This window comes from Actinomadura sp. WMMB 499 (assembly GCF_008824145.1).
GTDB lineage: Bacteria > Actinomycetota > Actinomycetes > Streptosporangiales > Streptosporangiaceae > Spirillospora.
Genome location: NZ_CP044407.1, coordinates 8,250,378 through 8,267,481, shown reverse-complemented (window position 1 = coordinate 8,267,481; position 17,104 = coordinate 8,250,378). Strand labels below are relative to the sequence as shown.

At 72.7% G+C, this 17,104-nt stretch carries 15 protein-coding genes; 4 read left to right on the top strand and 11 right to left on the bottom strand.

Features of this window, described 5'->3' with window-relative positions; all coding sequences use genetic code 11:
* Window positions 1–99: 99 nt before the first annotated feature.
* The 3 genes from F7P10_RS37685 to gndA form a co-directional block, all read right to left on the bottom strand.
* Window positions 100–900: a carbon-nitrogen hydrolase family protein gene (locus F7P10_RS37685; protein WP_151016806.1), complete on the bottom strand. Its 801-nt coding sequence runs from the start codon at window positions 898–900 to the stop codon at window positions 100–102.
* Window positions 901–932: 32 nt separating this feature from the next.
* Window positions 933–3,437 (bottom strand): RNA helicase, encoded by a 2,505-nt coding sequence (locus F7P10_RS37680; RefSeq protein WP_151016805.1) that lies wholly within the window; start codon window positions 3,435–3,437, stop codon window positions 933–935.
* A 64-nt stretch (window positions 3,438–3,501) separates the two neighbouring features.
* Window positions 3,502–4,944 (bottom strand): NADP-dependent phosphogluconate dehydrogenase, encoded by a 1,443-nt coding sequence (gene gndA, locus F7P10_RS37675; RefSeq protein WP_151016804.1) that lies wholly within the window; start codon window positions 4,942–4,944, stop codon window positions 3,502–3,504.
* A 152-nt stretch (window positions 4,945–5,096) separates the two neighbouring features.
* Between gndA and F7P10_RS37670 the strand changes: the two genes are divergently transcribed.
* The gene (locus F7P10_RS37670) at window positions 5,097–5,852 is read left to right on the top strand and encodes a beta-phosphoglucomutase family hydrolase (protein WP_151016803.1); all 756 of its coding nucleotides are present in this window, start codon (window positions 5,097–5,099) and stop codon (window positions 5,850–5,852) included.
* The gene (locus F7P10_RS37665; protein ID WP_254716228.1) at window positions 5,849–8,242 is read left to right on the top strand and encodes a glycosyl hydrolase family 65 protein; all 2,394 of its coding nucleotides are present in this window, start codon (window positions 5,849–5,851) and stop codon (window positions 8,240–8,242) included. Before F7P10_RS37670 ends, F7P10_RS37665 begins: the two co-directional genes overlap by 4 nt.
* A 2-nt stretch (window positions 8,243–8,244) precedes the next feature.
* Here the strand turns inward: F7P10_RS37665 and soxR are convergent, their stop codons facing one another.
* From soxR to F7P10_RS37635, 6 genes are all read right to left on the bottom strand, one after another.
* On the bottom strand, window positions 8,245–8,829 hold the full coding sequence (soxR, locus tag F7P10_RS37660; RefSeq protein ID WP_218040249.1) for a redox-sensitive transcriptional activator SoxR: 585 nt from the start codon (window positions 8,827–8,829) through the stop codon (window positions 8,245–8,247).
* Window positions 8,830–8,981: 152 nt separating this feature from the next.
* Window positions 8,982–10,799 carry a phosphoenolpyruvate carboxykinase (GTP) gene (locus F7P10_RS37655; RefSeq protein WP_151016801.1) on the bottom strand — a complete coding sequence of 606 codons (1,818 nt, stop codon included), beginning with the start codon at window positions 10,797–10,799 and terminating at the stop codon, window positions 8,982–8,984.
* A gap of 177 nt (window positions 10,800–10,976) precedes the next feature.
* Window positions 10,977–12,035 carry an ABC transporter ATP-binding protein gene (locus tag F7P10_RS37650; RefSeq protein ID WP_218040248.1) on the bottom strand — a complete coding sequence of 353 codons (1,059 nt, stop codon included), beginning with the start codon at window positions 12,033–12,035 and terminating at the stop codon, window positions 10,977–10,979.
* Window positions 12,032–12,832, bottom strand: a complete 801-nt coding sequence (locus tag F7P10_RS37645; protein ID WP_151016800.1) for an ABC transporter permease — start codon at window positions 12,830–12,832, stop codon at window positions 12,032–12,034. The genes F7P10_RS37650 and F7P10_RS37645 overlap by 4 nt, the downstream gene beginning before the upstream one ends.
* Window positions 12,829–13,605: a molybdate ABC transporter substrate-binding protein gene (gene modA / locus F7P10_RS37640; protein ID WP_151016799.1), complete on the bottom strand. Its 777-nt coding sequence runs from the start codon at window positions 13,603–13,605 to the stop codon at window positions 12,829–12,831. The genes F7P10_RS37645 and modA overlap by 4 nt, the downstream gene beginning before the upstream one ends.
* A 12-nt stretch (window positions 13,606–13,617) precedes the next feature.
* Entirely contained in the window at window positions 13,618–14,022 is a 405-nt protein-coding gene (locus F7P10_RS37635; protein ID WP_151016798.1) for a molybdopterin-binding protein, read from the bottom strand.
* A 136-nt stretch (window positions 14,023–14,158) separates the two neighbouring features.
* Between F7P10_RS37635 and F7P10_RS37630 the strand changes: the two genes are divergently transcribed.
* Both F7P10_RS37630 and F7P10_RS37625 read left to right on the top strand, forming a co-directional pair.
* Window positions 14,159–14,590: a PPOX class F420-dependent oxidoreductase gene (locus tag F7P10_RS37630; protein WP_151016797.1), complete on the top strand. Its 432-nt coding sequence runs from the start codon at window positions 14,159–14,161 to the stop codon at window positions 14,588–14,590.
* A 154-nt stretch (window positions 14,591–14,744) separates the two neighbouring features.
* Window positions 14,745–15,374, top strand: coding sequence for a hypothetical protein (locus tag F7P10_RS37625; protein WP_151016796.1), 630 nt, complete (start codon window positions 14,745–14,747; stop codon window positions 15,372–15,374).
* On the opposite strand, the gene F7P10_RS37620 is transcribed toward F7P10_RS37625, so the two are convergent.
* Window positions 15,371–15,574: a hypothetical protein gene (locus F7P10_RS37620; RefSeq protein WP_151016795.1), complete on the bottom strand. Its 204-nt coding sequence runs from the start codon at window positions 15,572–15,574 to the stop codon at window positions 15,371–15,373. The two genes, F7P10_RS37625 and F7P10_RS37620, sit on opposite strands and share 4 nt — an antisense overlap.
* Window positions 15,575–15,682: 108 nt before the next feature.
* Window positions 15,683–17,053: a ribosome biogenesis GTPase Der gene (gene der / locus F7P10_RS37615; protein ID WP_151018550.1), complete on the bottom strand. Its 1,371-nt coding sequence runs from the start codon at window positions 17,051–17,053 to the stop codon at window positions 15,683–15,685.
* Window positions 17,054–17,104 lie beyond the last annotated feature (51 nt).

Genomic DNA, 17,104 nt, shown 5'->3' with positions numbered 1-17,104 from the left:
CGCTCCGCGCACGCCCGCACACGGTGAACGGCGGGGCCGTTGCCACCTCGATACACCCCGGGACGGCCCGCGCCCCGGCCGGGCCGCTCGGCCGGGAGCTCAGCCGCGCGGCGCGACCGTGAAGCGGCGCAGCGACAGGGCGGGGTTCTTCTCCCGGACGGCCGCGATCCGTGCGGGCGCGACGTCGGCCACCGCCGTCCCGGGCGCCTCGCCCAGGCCCGCCACGACCACGCCCATCGGATCCACGATCATGCTGTTGCCGGCGCCGGACCGCGCGCACTGGTCGGCGGCGGCCACGTAGATCGTGTTCTCGATGGCACGGGCGCGCACGAGGGTCCGCCAGTGGTCCTCCTTGAGCGGTCCCGGAGCCCACTGGGCGGGCAGCAGCAGGGCGTCGGCGCCCGCGTCCACGATCCGCCGGGTCACCTCGGGGAACCGGACGTCGTAGCAGGTCTGCATGCCGAACGTGACGCCGTCCACGGCGAACGTCTCGGGGTCGCGAATGTCGCCCGGCCGCACGATGTCCGACTCCTTGTCGCCGAACGCGTCGTACAGGTGGATCTTGCGGTAGGTCGCGGCGGTCGTCCCGTCCGGGGCGAACGCGACGAGCACGTTGCCCATGCGGTCCGGATCGTCCAGGCGCTCGTTCAGCCCGGCGACGACGTGCACGCCGTGCCCGCGGGCCAGCTCGGCGAGCCCGCTCGCGAACGGGCCGTCGAGCCGCTCGGCGGAGTCGACGTAGCGCCGGTCCAGCTTCGAGGCCGCGAACATCGCGAACTCGGGGCACACCACGACCCGCGCGCCGCGCTCCGCGGCCTCGGCGACCAGCCCCCCGATGGTCCGGAGGTTCTCGTCCTTGTTCGTCCCGGGCGCGAACTGCGCCACCGCGACCTGCACCATGTTCCTCGTCCTCCCCGCTTCACCAACACCGCTCAGAGCCGGTCGACCCCGGTCACCCGGACGACGGCCTCGCCCTCCTGGTCGGAGCCCGCGAGGTCCACCTCGGCGGAGATCCCCCAGTCGTGATGCCCCGCGGGATCGTCGAACACCTGCCGGACGCGCCAGAGCGCGTCCTCGGGGACCTCCTCGATCTGCAGCAGCTTCGGCCCGCGCGCGTCGGGGCCGGTGAGCAGCTCCTCGTGTTCGGCGAAGTAGCCGTCCATGGCGTCCGCCCAGCCGTCCGCACCGAAGTCGGGGTCCAGCTCCCCGAGATCGCGGTACCGCTCCAGGGCGGCCAGTTCCACGCGGCGGAACATCGCGTTGCGCACCAGCACCCGGAACGCCCGCGCGTTCGCGGTGACCTTGGTGACACGCTCCTCGATCGGCTCGCCCGGCTCCTCGGCCGGGTTGGCGAGCTGCTCCCACTCGTCCAGCAGGCTGGAGTCGACCTGGCGGACGAGCTCCCCGAGCCACTCGATGAGGTCGATGAGGTCGTCGGTCTTGATCGACTCGGGCACGGTCTGCTGCAGCGCCTTGTAGGCGCCGGACAGGTACCGCAGCACCAGGCCCTCGCCGCGCGCCAGCTCGTAGTACGCGATGTACTCGGTGAACGTCATCGCCCGCTCGTACATGTCGCGCACGACGGACTTGGGCCGCAGCGGGTGGTCGCCCACCCACGGATGCCCCGCCCGGTAGATCTCGTAGGCGGCGCCGAGCTCCTCTTCCAGCGGCTTGGGGTAGTCGACGTCCTGGAGCAGCTCCATCCGCTCCTCGTACTCGATGCCCTCGGCCTTCATCTCCTGGACGGCCGCGCCGCGCGCCTTGTTGAGCTGCGCCGCGACGATCTGCCGGGGATCGTCGAGCGTCGCCTCGATCACCGACAGGACGTCCAGCGCGTACGACGGCGAGCCCGGGTCGAGGACCTCGAACGCGGCGAGCGCGAACGTCGACAGCGGCTGGTTGAGCGCGAAGTCCTCCTGCAGGTCGACGGTGATGCGCGCGTACCGTCCGACGTCGTCGGGCTCCGGCAGCACCTCGACCACTCCCCCGGCCAGCAGCGACCGGTAGATCGCGATGGCGCGGGAGATGTGCCGGCGGCGCGCCGCCGGCTCCTCGTGGTTGTCGGTCAGCAGCGCCTTCATCGCCTGGAACGCGTTCCCCGGGCGGGCGATCACCGACAGCAGCATCGCGTGGCTGACCTGGAACCGGGACCGGAGCATCTCCGGCTCGGCGTCCTGCAGCTTGCGGAAGACCTCCTCGTCCCAGCCGACGAACCCCTCCGGCGCCTTCTTGCGCTGCACCTTGCGGCGCTTCTTCGGGTCGTCGCCCGCCTTGGCGAGGGCCTTCTCGTTCTCCACGACGTGCTCGGGGGCCTGCGCGACGACGAACCCGACCGTGTCGAAGCCCGCGCGTCCGGCGCGTCCGGCGATCTGGTGGAACTCGCGGGCCCGCAGCCGCCGCACCCGGCTGCCGTCGTACTTGCTGAGCGCGGTGAACACCACCGTCCGGATGGGGACGTTCACCCCGACGCCCAGCGTGTCGGTGCCGCAGATGACCTTCAGCAGCCCGGCCTGCGCCAGCCGCTCCACCAGCCGCCGGTACTTCGGCAGCATCCCGGCGTGGTGGACGCCGATGCCGTGCCGGACGAACCGGGACAGGTTCCTGCCGAACTTGGTCGTGAACCGGAACCCGCCGATCAGCTCGGCGATCCGCGCCTTCTCCGCCTTGGTGCACACGTTGATGCTCATCAGCGACTGCGCCCGCTCGATCGCGGCGGCCTGCGTGAAGTGCACCAGGTAGATCGGCGCCTTCTGCTCGCCCAGCAGCTCCTCGATCGTCTCGTGCAGCGGCGTGACCCGGTAGTCGTAGATCAGCGGGACGGGACGCTCCGCGGACGTGACGAGCGCGGTCGGCCGTCCCGTCCGGCGGGTGAGGTCCTTCTGGAAGAACGTGACGTCGCCCAGCGTCGCCGACATCAGCAGGAACCGGGCCTGCGGCAGCTCCAGGAGCGGGATCTGCCACGCCCAGCCCCGCTCGGGCTCGGCGTAGAAGTGGAACTCGTCCATCACCACGACGCCGATGTCGGCCCGGTCGCCGTCCCGCAGCGCGATGTTGGCCAGCACCTCGGCGGTGCAGCAGACGATCGGGGCGTCGGCGTTGACGCTGGCGTCCCCGGTCATCATCCCGACGTTGTCGCGGCCGAACATCTCGCACAGGTCGAAGAACTTCTCCGACACCAGCGCCTTGATCGGCGCCGTGTAGAAGGCGACCTGGTCCTTGCCGAGCGCGGCGAACAGCGCCCCCGCCGCGACGAGGCTCTTGCCGGAGCCGGTCGGCGTGGACAGGATCACGTTCGCGCCGGAGACGACCTCGATCAGCGCCTCCTCCTGCGCGGGGTACAGCGTGATCCCGCGCCCGGACACCCACCGCTCGAAGGCCTCGAACAGCGAATCGGCGTCGGCGTCGTTCCCGGAGGGAAGCTCATCGATAAGACTCACCCCTCCATCCTGCCCCCGATCGCCCGCGGACCGGCAACCGGAACGCCCGCCGGGCCGATGATCCTCACGGGGTGATCTCGGTCCGGTCGCCGCCCCAGAGGGTGTGGAACGTGCCGTCGCGGTCGACGCGGCGGTAGGTGTGCGCGCCGAAGTAGTCCCGCTGGCCCTGGGTGAGCGCGGCGGGCAGGCGGGACGCGCGCAGCGAGTCGTAGTAGGCCAGGGCCGCGGAGAAGCCGGGGACGGGCACGCCGTGCTTGGCCGCGATGGCGATCACGTTGCGCCACGCTTCCTGGGCGTCGCCGAGCGCCTCGGCGAAGTGCGCGTCGGTCAGCAGGGTCGGCGTCGCCGGATCGGCCTCGTAGGCGGCGCGGATGCGGTCGAGGAAGCGCGCCCGGATGATGCAGCCGCCGCGCCAGATCGTCGCCATCGCGCCCGCGTCGATGTTCCAGCCGTACTCGGCGCTGCCCGCCTGGATCTCGTGGAAACCTTGCGCGTACGCGACGATCTTCGACGCGTACAGCGCCTTCTCGATGGCGTCCGGGACGCCCGGCAGCGTCTCGGCGCCCGCGCGGGCGGGGCCCGGCAGGCCGCGGGCGGCCTCCCGCAGCGCGGCGTGCCCGGACACCGAGCGGGCGAACACGGCCTCGGCGATGCCGCCCACCGGGACGCCGAGGTCGAGCGCGCTCTGCACCGTCCAGCGTCCGGTGCCCTTCTGCTCGGCCTGGTCGAGCACGACGTCGACGAACGGGCGTCCGGTCGCCGCGTCGGTGTGCGCGAGGACCTCGGAGGTGATCTCGATGAGGTACGACTCCAGCCGCCCGGTGTTCCACTCCCGGAACACCGCGGCGATCTCCGCGGGCGCCAGCCCGGCGGCGTGCCGCAGCAGGTCGTAGGACTCGGCGATCAGCTGCATGTCGGCGTACTCGATGCCGTTGTGCACCATCTTCACGAAGTGCCCGGCGCCGTCCGGGCCGACGTGCGCCGCGCAGGGCGTCCCGTCGACGTGGGCGGAGATGTCCTCCAGCAGCGGACCGAGCGCCGCGTAGGACTCGGCGGAGCCGCCCGGCATGATGCTCGGCCCGTGCAGCGCGCCCTCCTCGCCGCCGGAGATGCCGGTGCCGACGAAGTGGACCCCGCGCTCGCGCAGTTCGCGCTCGCGGCGGCGGGTGTCGGCGAAGTGCGCGTTGCCGCCGTCGACGATCATGTCGCCGGGCTCCAGCAGCGGTGCGAACTCCTCGATCACCGCGTCCGTCGCGGGCCCCGCCTTCACCATGATCACCAGCCGCCGGGGGCGCTCCAGCGACGCGACGAACCGTTCCGGCGAGTCCGCGGGCAGGAACGCCCCCTCGTCGCCGAACTCCTCCACCAGCGCCTTCGTCCGGGACGGGGTCCGGTTGTGCACCGCGACCGGATGGCCGTGCCGGGCGAGGTTGCGGGCCAGGTTGCGCCCCATCGTCGCCAGCCCCGTGACACCGATCCGCGCCTTGCCCTTTGCCCCGCTGTCCATTGGTTCTCTCCTTGTCGTATGCGACCCTGGCCGAGGATCGGCCCGCAAGATCGCGATCTCCCGTTCGAGCACCGTGCCCGCATGCCCTTATTCCCCTCGGGAACGTGTCGCACGTGACGGAGCAACGGGATCACGAGTGACCGGAGGTGGCGATGCTGGGATTGCCGGACCGGACGGCGGCGTGCCTGTTCGACCTGGACGGGGTGCTCACGCGCACGGCGTCGGTGCACGCCGCGGCGTGGAAGGAGATGTTCGACGGCTACCTGCGCGAGCGGGCGGACCGGACCGGGGAGCCGTTCGTCCCCTTCGACATCGCGAAGGACTACGGCCCCTACGTGGACGGAAAGAAGCGCGCGGACGGGACGCGCGCGTTCCTGCGCTCGCGCGGGATCGAGCTCCCGGAGGGCGGGCCGGACGACCCGCCGGACGCCGAGACGGTCCGGGGCCTCGGCACCCGCAAGAACGCGCTCGTCCTGAAGTTGATCGAGGACGACGGCGTGGAACGGTTCGACGGGTCGATCGACTACGTGCGGGCGGCGCGGGCCGCCGGGCTGAAGACGGCCGTCGTGTCGTCCAGCGCCAACACCGTCCAGGTGCTGGAGGCGGCCGGGATCGCCGGCCTGTTCGACGCCCGCGTGGACGGCGTCGTCGCGGCCGAGCGGAACCTCCCGGGCAAGCCCGCCCCCGACACCTTCCTGGCGGCCGCACGGGAACTGGACGTCCCGGCGGAGCGGGCGGCGGTGTTCGAGGACGCGCTCGCCGGCGTCGAGGCGGGACGCGGCGGCGCCTTCGGGTACGTCGTGGGCGTGGATCGCGTCGGCGGCGGGCACGCGCGGGAGCTGGCGGAGCGCGGCGCGGACGTGGTGGTGGAGGATCTCTCCGAGCTGATGGAGGACGAGAACGCGTGAACATCCCCGAGGGACAGGCGAGCGTCGACCGTCCGGTCTTCATGGTCGAACCGTGGTGCGTGCGGGAGCCGGAGCTGCGGCTCGACCGGCTGCGGCAGAGCGAATCGGTGTTCACGCTCTCCAACGGGCACGTCGGCCTGCGGGGCAACCTCGACGAGGGCGAGCCGCACGGCCTGCCGGGCACCTACCTGAACTCGTTCTACGAGCAGCGGCCGCTGCCGCACGCCGAGGTCGCCTACGGGTACCCCGAATCGGGACAGACCGTTATCAACGTCACCAACGGCAAGGTGATCCGGCTGCTGGTGGACGACGAGCCGTTCGACGTCCGGTACGGCCGCGTGCACCACCACGAGCGCGTCCTCGACATGCGCGCCGGAACGCTCTCCCGGGAGGTCGAGTGGACGTCCCCGGCGGGCCGCCGGGTCAAGGTCGGCTCGGTGCGGCTGGTGTCGCTCACCCAGCGGGCCGTCGCCGCGATCTGCTACGACGTCGAACCGGTGGACGAGGCCGTCCGGATCGTCGTGCAGTCCGAGCTGGTCGCCAACGAGGCGCTGCCGGGCGGCGGGAAGGACCCGCGCGAGTCGGCGATCCTTGACAGCCCGCTGGTCAGCGAGGAGCACGTCGCCAACGGCAAGAAGGTCCTGCTGCTGCACTGCACCCGGGAGAGCCGCCTGCGGATGGCGGCGGGCATGTCGCACGACGTGCGGGGCCCGGAGTCCATGACGATCGACACCGAGAGCTCCGCGGACGTGGGCCGGCTGACGGTCGCCACCCGGATCGAGCCGGGGCAGCGGCTCCGCGTCGTCAAGTACATCGCCTACGGGTGGTCGAGCCAGCGGTCCCGCCCGGCGCTGCACGACCAGGTCGTCGGGGCTCTGGCGGGCGCGCGGCAGACCGGTTGGGACGGGCTGCTGGCCGAGCAGCGCGAGTACCTCGACGCCTTCTGGGAGGGCGCGGACGTCGAATTGGAGGGCGACGCCGAGATCCAGCAGGCCGTGCGGTTCGGGCTCTTCCACGTGCTGCAGGCGGGCGCGCGCGCGGAGCGCCGCATGATTCCCGCCAAGGGACTCACCGGTCCCGGCTACGACGGGCACACGTTCTGGGACACCGAGACGTTCGTCCTGCCCGTGCTGACCTACACCGCGCCCGGTGCGGCGGCGGACGTCCTGGCATGGCGGCACATGACGCTGCCGCTGGCCCGCGACCGCGCCCGCCAGCTGGGCCTGCGCGGCGCGACGTTCCCCTGGCGGACGATCCGGGGCCACGAATGCTCGGGGTACTGGCCGGCGGGCACCGCCGCGTTCCACATCAACGCCGACGTCGCCGACGCGGCCGTCCGGTACGTGGACGTCACGCGGGACGAGGAGTTCGAGCGGGAGGTGGGCCTGGAGATCCTGGTCGAGACGGCCCGGCTGTGGCGGAGCCTCGGCCACCACGACGTCGGCGGCGTGTTCCGCATCGACGGCGTCACCGGCCCCGACGAGTACAGCGCGGTCGCCGACAACAACGTCTACACGAACCTGATGGCGCGGCGGAACCTGCAGGAGGCCGCCGAGACCGCCATGCGGCACCCGGACGTCGCCGAACGGCTCGGGGTGGACGCCGAGGAGGCCGCGTCCTGGCGGGACGCCGCCGCCGCGATGCTGATCCCCTACGACGAGCGGCTCGGCGTGCACCCCCAGAGCGAGGGGTTCACCAACCACGCCCGCTGGGACTTCGCCGCCACCAAGCCCGACCACTACCCGCTGCTGCTGAACTACCCGTACTTCGACCTGTACCGCAAGCAGGTCGTCAAGCAGGCCGACCTGGTGCTGGCCCTGCACCTGTGCGGGCAGTCGTTCACCGACGAGCAGAAGGCCCGGAACTTCGCCTACTACGAGGCGCTGACGGTCCGCGACTCCTCACTGTCGGCGCAGACGCAGGCCGTCCTGGCCGCGGAGGTCGGCCAGCTCGAACTGGCGCACGACTATCTCGGCGAGACCGCCATGATGGATCTCCACGACCTGAACCGCAACACCGGCGACGGGCTGCACCTGGCGTCGATGGCGGGGGCGTGGAACGGGCTCGTCGCCGGCTTCGGCGGGATGCGCGCGGGCGGCGGGCGGCTCCGGTTCGCGCCGCGGCTCCCCGGCGGGATCAGCCGGCTGACGTTCCGGATGCGGTACCGGGGCAGCCTGATCAGGGTCACCGTGAGCGCCGAGTCGGCCCGCTACGACCTGCTCGACGGGCCGGGGGCCAAGCTGTGGCACCACGGCGAGCCGCTCACCCTGGGCGAGGACCCCGTCGAGCTGCCCATCGCGCCGCTCGCGGCGCAGTCCCCGCCGACGCAGCCCGCCGGGCGGGAACCGATGCCGCGCCGCCTGGACCCGCACGGCCGGGACGCCCGCTGAGATCAGTCGGCCGGGGTGCAGACGGGCGCGCAGCCGCCGCCGTCCGCGGCCGGCCGGACGCCGCCGCCGTCCCCGTTCCCGCGGGGCGGGGCGTCCCCCTCCCCGTCCCCGCGGGGCGGGGCGCCGGCGGTCAGCAGCCGGCGCGGCCCCGGGCCCTCGTCGCCGAGGCGGTCGTAGGGGTTGGCGAGCGCGCACTTGTTGATCGAGAGGCAGCCGCAGCCGATGCAGTCGGTGAGGTCGTCCCGGAGCTTCTCGAGCTGGGCGATGCGGTCGTCGAGGGTGCCGCGCCAGTGCCGGGAGAGCCGCGCCCAGTCGTCCACGGTCGGGGTGCGCTCCTCGGGGAGCGTGGCGAGCGCCTCGCGGATCTCGGCGAGCGGGATGCCGACCCGCTGGGAGACCCTGATGAAGGAGACCCGGCGGAGCGTGTCGCGGGCGAAGCGGCGCTGGTTCCCGGCCGTCCGGCGGCTGCTGATCAGCCCCTTCGACTCGTAGAAGTGCAGCGCCGAGACGGCCACGCCGCTGCGCTCGGCGAGCTGGCCGACGGTCAGTTCGTGCACCCGGTGTTCCAGCCGCGTCATGCCCCGCATCCTAAACGCCGGTGCCGGGTGCCGGGACGAGCCGTCCGTGCGGGCGCCGTGAGCGGGACGGGCCGGCGCGCACCGGCCCCGGAGACGGCGGCGCCCGCCGCCCGGACGTGCCGGGCGGCGGGCGCGGAGTGCGGCGCCGGAACGCCGGAGGCTCAGTGCTCCAGGCGGCGCACCAGGCTGTGGTACTCGTCCCACAGCGCCTTCGGGGTGCGGTCGCCGAACGTCTCGAAGTGCGGCACGACGAGCGCGGCCTCCTCCTTCCACACCTCGGTGTCGACCGACAGGAGGGTGTCGAGGGCGGCGTCGTCGATGTCGAGGCCGTCGGTGTCCAGCGACTCCCTCGTCGGCAGCTGCCCGATCGGGGACTTGACGGCGTCGGCCTTGCCGTTGAGCCGCTCGACGATCCACTTCAGCACGCGGCTGTTCTCACCGAAGCCCGGCCAGATGAACTTGCCGTCGGCGTCCTTGCGGAACCAGTTGACGTAGTAGATCCGCGGGAGCTTCTCGGCGTCGGTGGCCTTGCCGATCTCCAGCCAGTGGCCGAAGTAGTCGCCCATGTTGTAGCCGCAGAACGGCAGCATGGCGAACGGGTCGCGGCGCAGCTCGCCGACCTTGCCCTCGGCGGCGGCGGTCTTCTCCGACGCCACGTTGGCGCCGAGGAACACGCCCTGCTGCCAGTCGAACGACTCGGTGACCAGCGGGACGGCGCTGGCGCGGCGGCCGCCGAACAGGATCGCCGAGATCGGCACGCCCTTCGGGTCCTCCCATTCGGGCGCGATGATCGGGCACTGCCCGGCCGGAGTGGTGAAGCGCGCGTTCGGGTGCGCAGCCGGCGTCTGCGACTCGGGCGTCCAGTCGTTGCCCTTCCAGTCGGTGAGGTGCGCCGGGGGCTCGTCGGTGAGGCCCTCCCACCACACGTCGCCGTCGTCGGTGAGCGCGACGTTGGTGAAGATGCTGTTGCCCCACAGGGTCTTCACGGCGTTGGCGTTGGTGCTCGCGCCGGTGCCGGGGGCGACGCCGAAGAACCCGGCCTCGGGGTTGATCGCGTAGAGGCGGCCGTCGTCGCCGAACCGCATCCAGGCGATGTCGTCGCCGATCGTCTCGACCTTCCAGCCGGGGATCGTCGGCTCCAGCATGGCCAGGTTGGTCTTGCCGCAGGCGGACGGGAACGCGGCGGCCACGTACCGGGTCCGCCCGTCGGGCGGGGTGAGCTTCAGGACGAGCATGTGCTCGGCCATCCAGCCCTCGTCGCGGGCCATCGTGGAGGCGATCCGCAGCGCGTAGCACTTCTTGCCGAGCAGCGCGTTGCCGCCGTACCCGGACCCGTACGACCAGATCTCACGGGTCTCGGGGAAGTGCGTGATGTACTTCGTGGAGTTGCAGGGCCACTTGACGTCCTGCTGCCCCGGCTCCAGCGGCGCGCCCACCGAGTGGACGGCCTTGACGAACGAGCCGCGCTCCTCGATCAGCCGCAGGGCGCCCGTGCCCATCCGGGTCATGATCCGCATCGAGACGGCGACATAGGCGGAGTCGGTGATCTCGACGCCGAGCTGGGAGATCTCGCCGCCGAGGGGGCCCATGCAGAACGGCACCACGTACATGGTGCGGCCCTTCATGCAGCCGTCGAAGAGCCCGCCCAGGGTCTCCTTCATCTCGCCGGGCGCGATCCAGTTGTTGGTCGGACCGGCGTCCTCCTCCTTCTCGGAGCAGATGTACGTCCGGTCCTCCACGCGGGCCACGTCGGTGGGGTCGGAGGCCGCGTAGAAGCTGTTGGGCCGTTTCGCCGGGTCGAGCCGCGTGAGCGTGCCCTGCTCGACGAGCAGGCCGGTGAGCCGCTCCCACTCGTCGTCCGAGCCGTCGCACCACTCGACGCGGTCGGGCTTGGTCAGCTCGGCGATCCCGCGTACCCAGTCAATCAGTTCGGTGTGACCGGTTGGGGCCTGGTCGAGGCCGGGGACCTGGATGGACACGGGCTACTCCTTCAGCTGTTCGCAGGATCTTTGCATGATGAACAAGACCCTCGGTTTTTGCCATTTGGTCTGGACCAATCCCGTCGACTTTTGGGCCTTCCCGGCCTCATTTGTGATTGATATCACCAGACTACGGGCGCTGCGGACGTAGAGCCCTAAACTAGGACATAACCGCCCTCAAGCTGGGTAAACGTGCGTCTCGGTGGCCTTGACGGCCGCCCATACGGGGCTGCCTTCCGACAATTGGAGCTCCGCGACGGCCGCCGCGGTCACGTCCGCCAGCGCCGTAATGGACTCTCCCGCCAACCGCACCCGCACCCGGTCCGCGTGCCGTTCGATCGCTCCAACGCGGGCCGGCCAGATGTTGCGGGGACTGCCGTCCGGGCGCGTCCGGTACAGCGCCACGGCGGATGGCGCGAAGGCCAGGAAGACGTCACCCTCGAGGAAGTTCACCGTGTCCGCCGTGTCCAGGGTGTGAGAACCGTCACCCAGCACGACGCGGCCGCCCTCCGCCCGTCCGCGATACAGGTTCAGGCCGACGAGCCGGGCCACGTAGTCGGTGCGCGGACGCCGCGCGACCTCCGCCGGTTCGCCCTCCTGGACGGGCCGCCCGCCCTCGACCACGACGATGCGGTCGGCCAGCACCATCGCGTCGAGCGGATCGTGGGTGACGAGGACCGCGGCGCCCTCGAAGCCGGCCAGGTGACGGCGCAGCGCGGCCCGGATCTCCATCCGGGTGTGCGCGTCGAGGGCGGCGAGCGGTTCGTCCAGCAGGAGCAGGCCGGGGCGGACGGCGAGCGCCCGCGCGAGCGCGACGCGCTGCGCCTGGCCACCGGACAGCTCCCGCGGCCTAGCGGACACGTACCCGGCGAGCCCGACGCGCTCCAGCCAGCCGGCGGCGACCCGGCGCGCTTCCCGGCGCCGGGCCCCCCGGCAGCGCGGCCCGAACGCGACGTTGTCGAGTGCGCTGAGGTGCGGGAACAGCAGGTAGTCCTGGAACACCATGCCGATGCGGCGGCGCTCGGGCGGCAGCGGGCGCAGGTCCGCGCCGTCCAGGCGCAGGTGCCCGCCCGACACGGGGACCAGGCCCGCCAGCGCGCGCAGCGCGGTGCTCTTGCCCGCCCCGTTCGGGCCGAGCAGCGCCACGACCTCACCCGGTCCCGCGGTGAGCGGCAGGTCGAGGGCGAACCCGCCGCGCCGCACGACCACCCGTGCGTCCAGTCCCGGGCCCGTCACGACGCGCCGATCCAGCGGTTCCGCAGGGCCGCCAGCACCGCGACCGACACCGCGAGCATCACCAGGCTGAGGACGATCGCGGCCTGCGGGTCGGTCTCGAGCGCGAGATAGACGGCCAGCGGCATCGTCTGCGTCTCGCCCGGGAAGTTCCCCGCGAAGGTGATGGTCGCCCCGAACTCCCCGAGCGCGCGCGCCCAGCACAGGACGGCGCCCGCCGCGACGCCCGGCGCGACGAGCGGCAGGGTGACGCGGCGGAACGCCGTCCAGCGGCTCGCGCCGAGCGTCGCCGCCGCCTCCTCGAAGCGCGGGTCGGCGCCGCGCAGCGCCCCCTCGACGCTGATCACCAGGAACGGCATCGCGACGAACGTCTGCGCGAGCACGACGCCCGCCGTGGTGAACGGCAGCGTGATCCCGAACGCCGACTCCAGCGGCCCCCCGACGAATCCCCGCCGCCCCGCCGCGAGCAGCAGCGCGACGCCGCCGACCACCGGAGGCAGCACCATCGGCACCGTGACCAGGGCCCGGACGAGCCGGGCGCCGGGGAACCGGACGCGCGCGAGCGTCCACGCCAGCGGCACGCCGAACAGGACGCACAGCGCCGTGGCGATCGTCGCGGTGACGAGCGACAACCGGAGCGCGTCCAGCACCTCCGGCCGCACCAGCCGGGTGCCGAGCGTGGACCACGGCGCGCGGACGAGCAGTCCCGCGGGCGGCAGCACGAGGAAGGCGAGCCCGGCCGCCGCGGGCAGCACCAGGGCGAGCGGCGGCCGCCCCGGAACGGTGTCCCGCGCCGTCACGGCGCCTGGAACCCCGCCGCGCCGAGCACGGCCTCCCCCTGCGGGCCCGTCACGAGGTCGATGAACTCCCGCGCGAGGCCGGGCTGCGGCGCGTCCGCCACCCGGACGATCGGATAGTCGTTGACCGCCTCCGCGGACTCCGCGAACTCGATGCCCGTGACGTCCCCGCCGGCCGCCTTCACGTCGGTGCGGTAGACGAGGCCCGCGTCGGCCTCGCCGAGCCGGACCTTGGTCAGCACGGCCTTCACGTCCTTCTCCGCCGACGCGGGCTCGACGGTCACCCCGGCCGCGTCCAGGGCCTTGCCCGCCGCCGCGCCGCACGGCACCTGCTCGGCGCACACGACCACCCGGAGGTCCCCGTCCGCCAGGTCCCCGACCGAGCGCACCCCGCCCGGATTGTCCTTGGGCACCGCGATGACGAGCCGGTTCGTGGTGAACACCACCGGATCCCCCGCCGCGTCACCGGCGTCCGCCACGGTCTTCATGGTCGCGGGGCTCGCGGCGGCGAACACGTCCGCGGGGGCGCCCTGCGTGATCTGCTGGGCGAGCGTGGAACTGCCCGCGAAACCGAACCGCACGTCCGTCCCGGGGTTGGCCTTCTCGAACGCCTCCCCCAGTTCGGTGAACGTCTCGGTCAGCGAGGCCGCCGCGAACACGGTCAGCGTCGTCCCGCCGCCGTCCCCCGTCGCCTCGTCCACCTCGCCGCAGCCGGCCGACGCGACGGCGACCAGGGCCGCGACGGCCGCGCTCGTCGTCGCGGAGCGCTTGAACACGTCCACTCCCCTTCAGCCCGCGTCGGGCAGTTCGACGACGACGTTGGTGGACTTCACGACGGCCTCGGCGACCACACCGGCCGCCAGCCCCAGGTCGTCGGCCGCCTCGCGGCTCATCAGCGACACGATCCGGAACGGGCCCGCCTGGATCTCCACCTGCGCCATGACGCCGTCCCGGATCACCTCGGTGACGATCCCGCGCATGCGGTTGCGCGCCGAGGAGAACCGCTCGCCGTGCTCCCCGATGCCGCCCCGCGCCTGGTCCCGGACGAACGCGGCCAGTTCGGGGCCGGGCACCCGCCGGCGGCCGTGCTCGTCCCGCGCGGCCGGCAGCCGCCCGCCGTCCACCCAGCGCCGGACGGTGTCCGCGCTCACGCCCAGCAACTCCGCCGCCTCGCCGATCCCGAATGTCGTCACGCGGCAACCCTAGCTCCTTGCAGATACAAGGTAAATCTGACTCATCAGCCAGAGATTGCGATCTGTAATGCGACTCCAGCTGGCATATGCAACTGGCATTTGACCCCAACCTCGCTTGAGGTTCTACCGTCGGAGCATGGACACCATCACTGATCCCTTCACCGCCGCCGAACGCGCCTACCTCGCCTCGCAGGGCCTCGGACGGCTGTCCACGATCGGCCCCGACGGCGCCCCGCAGACGCGCCCGGTCGGCTTCCGGCTGAACGACGACGGCACCGTCGACATCGGCGGCCCCGACAACGCGAACAGCCGCAAGTACCGCAACGTCCTGGCCGACCCGCACGTCTCGTTCCTCGTCGACGACCTCGCCGCGCCCGACGACCCCGACGCCGTGAAGCCCGGCTGGGGCCGCGGCGTCGAGATCCGCGGCGTCGCGGAGACGGTCAAGGGCACCATGCACATCGGCCGGGACTACTTCAGCGACGACCTCATCCGGATCCGCCCCACCCGCGTCGTCAGCTGGCACATCGACCCGGCCGACCCCGACCAGTCGTCACGGAACGTCTGACAGAACCTCGCCGGGCGTCCCCGGGCGACCCGTGACGGCCCCGGCGCGGGCGGGTCGCCGACGGCTCCTCGCGGCGGCGGCCGTGTGGAGGGCACGGCTGCGGGTAAAGGCGGTACAAATTCCATCACGGAGCCCGGTCAGGAGGGGATCGATCATGACTGGGACCATGCGGATACCGCGCAGCCGGGGCGCCCTCAGCGGGACGCTGCTCGTGCTGGCGGGCCTGTGGGGCGGGCTCCTGCCCTTCGCCGGACCGTACGCCGGATTCGGTTTCGCACCGGACGAGCCATGGGTCTACTCGGACGCGCGGCTGCAGCTGTCGGTCGCGCCCGCCGTGGCGGCGGGGGTGGGCGGCCTCATCGTCCTCGCCAGCGCCAACCGCGCGTTCGCGCTGACCGGGGCGTGGGTCGCCGCGCTCGGCGGGGCCTGGTTCGCCGTCGGGCGGGACGTCGCGGCGCTCTGGGACGCGGGCGGCGTCGGCGCTCCCCTCGGGACGAGCGAGGGGCGGCGGCTGGCCGAGGACCTCGCGGGCTTCACCGGGCTCGGGATCGTCGTGGTGTTCCTGGCCGCGCTCGCGCTCGGCAGGTTCGCCGTCGTCGGGGTGCGGGAGGCCGCACCCGCCGAGCCGCCCGCCGAGCCGTCCGGGCCCGCACCGTCCGGGCCCGCCCGTCCGGACGGCGGGGAACGCACGACGCAGCCGCTCGTGTTCGGCCGGTACGCCCGGGAGAACGGGCCGCCCGGCGACCGCCCGGTGGCCGGAGATCGCGGCCCCGAGCCGTACTAGCGCCGGCCGCTGCGCATGTTGCGCACGGACTTCGTCGTCTCGTAGCTGCGCTTCTCGTCGTCCACCTGGACGTCGTCGCGGTCGGTGAACATGGCGACGAACCCGATCAGCAGGCCGAGCCCGCCGATCCACGGCTCCCGCCAGGCGAAGCTCAACGCCACGCAGATGACGGCACAGCAGATGAGCAGCAGCAGCTTCACATAGCACCCCTCGAGTAATGGACAACTTACTCGCGCCCGCTGCTTGCATCCTGACACGTCGGGGCCCGTCCGGGGAAGGTCCGGACGGGCCTTGATCACGCTCTGGGGCTACTTGCGGTTCTTGCCGCGCTTCTCGCGGATCTTCATCGTGACGTCCAGCGGCGTCCCGGCGAAGCCGAACTCCTCGCGCAGCCGCCGCTCGATGAACCGGCGGTACCCCTCCTCGAGGAACCCGGACGTGAACAGCACGAACCGCGGCGGCCGCACGCCCGCCTGCGTCGCGAACAGCACCCGCGGCTGCTTGCCGCCGCGCACCGGGTGCGGGTGGGAGTTCACCAGGTCGGCGAAGAACTGGTTCAGCTTGGACGTCGGCACCCGGGTGCCCCAGCCCTCGAGGGCCGTGTCGATGCCGGGGACGAGCTTCTCCACGTGCCGTCCGGTCTTCGCGGAGATGTTCACGCGCGGGGCCCAGCGGGCGTTGTGCAGCTGCCGGTCGATCTCGCGCTCCAGGTAGTGGCGGCGCTCCTCGTCCAGCAGATCCCACTTGTTGTAGGCGATGACCAGGGCGCGGCCCGAGTCGATCACCATCGAGACGATCCGCAGGTCCTGCTCGGCGAGGGGCTCCTCCGCGTCGACGAGGACCACCGCGACCTCGGCCCGCTCCAGCGCGGACTGCGTCCGCAGCGTCGCGTAGAAGTCGGCGCCCTGGTTCTCCCGGTGCCGCCGCCGGATCCCGGCGGTGTCGATGAACCGCCACTCCCGGCCGCCCAGCTCGATCAGCTCGTCGACCGGGTCCCGGGTCGTCCCCGCGACCGCGTCGACGACCGCGCGGTTCTCCCCCGCCAGCTTGTTCAGCAGGCTCGACTTGCCGACGTTCGGGCGTCCCAGCAGCGCGACCCGCCGCGGGCCGCCCGCCTCCCCGAACGTCTCCGCGGGGGCCTCCGCGGGCAGCGCCTCCAGTACCGCGTCCAGCAGGTCGCCGCTGCCGCGCCCGTGCAGGGCGCTGACCGGGTGCGGCTCGCCGATACCGAGCGACCACAGCATCGCGGCGTCCGCCTCCGCGGCCACGCCGTCGACCTTGTTGGCGACCAGCACGACCGGCTTGCCCGCGCGCCGCAGGATCTCCACGACGGCCTCGTCCACGTCGGTGGCGCCCACGGTCGCGTCGACCACGAACATCACGACGTCGGCGAGGTCGACCGCCAGCCTCGCCTGCTCGGCGATCGCCGCCGCCAGCCCGGAGGAGTCCGGCAGCCAGCCGCCGGTGTCGACGACGGTGAACCGCCGCCCGCTCCACGTCGCGTCGTAGGCGACCCGGTCCCGGGTGACGCCCGGCACGTCCTCGACGACGGCCTCGCGGCGTCCCAGGATCCGGTTGACCAGGGTGGACTTGCCGACGTTCGGGCGGCCGACGACCGCCACTACCGGCGCCGGCCCCTCGTCCGCGCCCACCTCGGCGCCGACGTCGACCGTCTCCATGTCGACCGTATCGATCTCGTATTCGCTCACTGTGCTTCCCCGGCGGGCGCC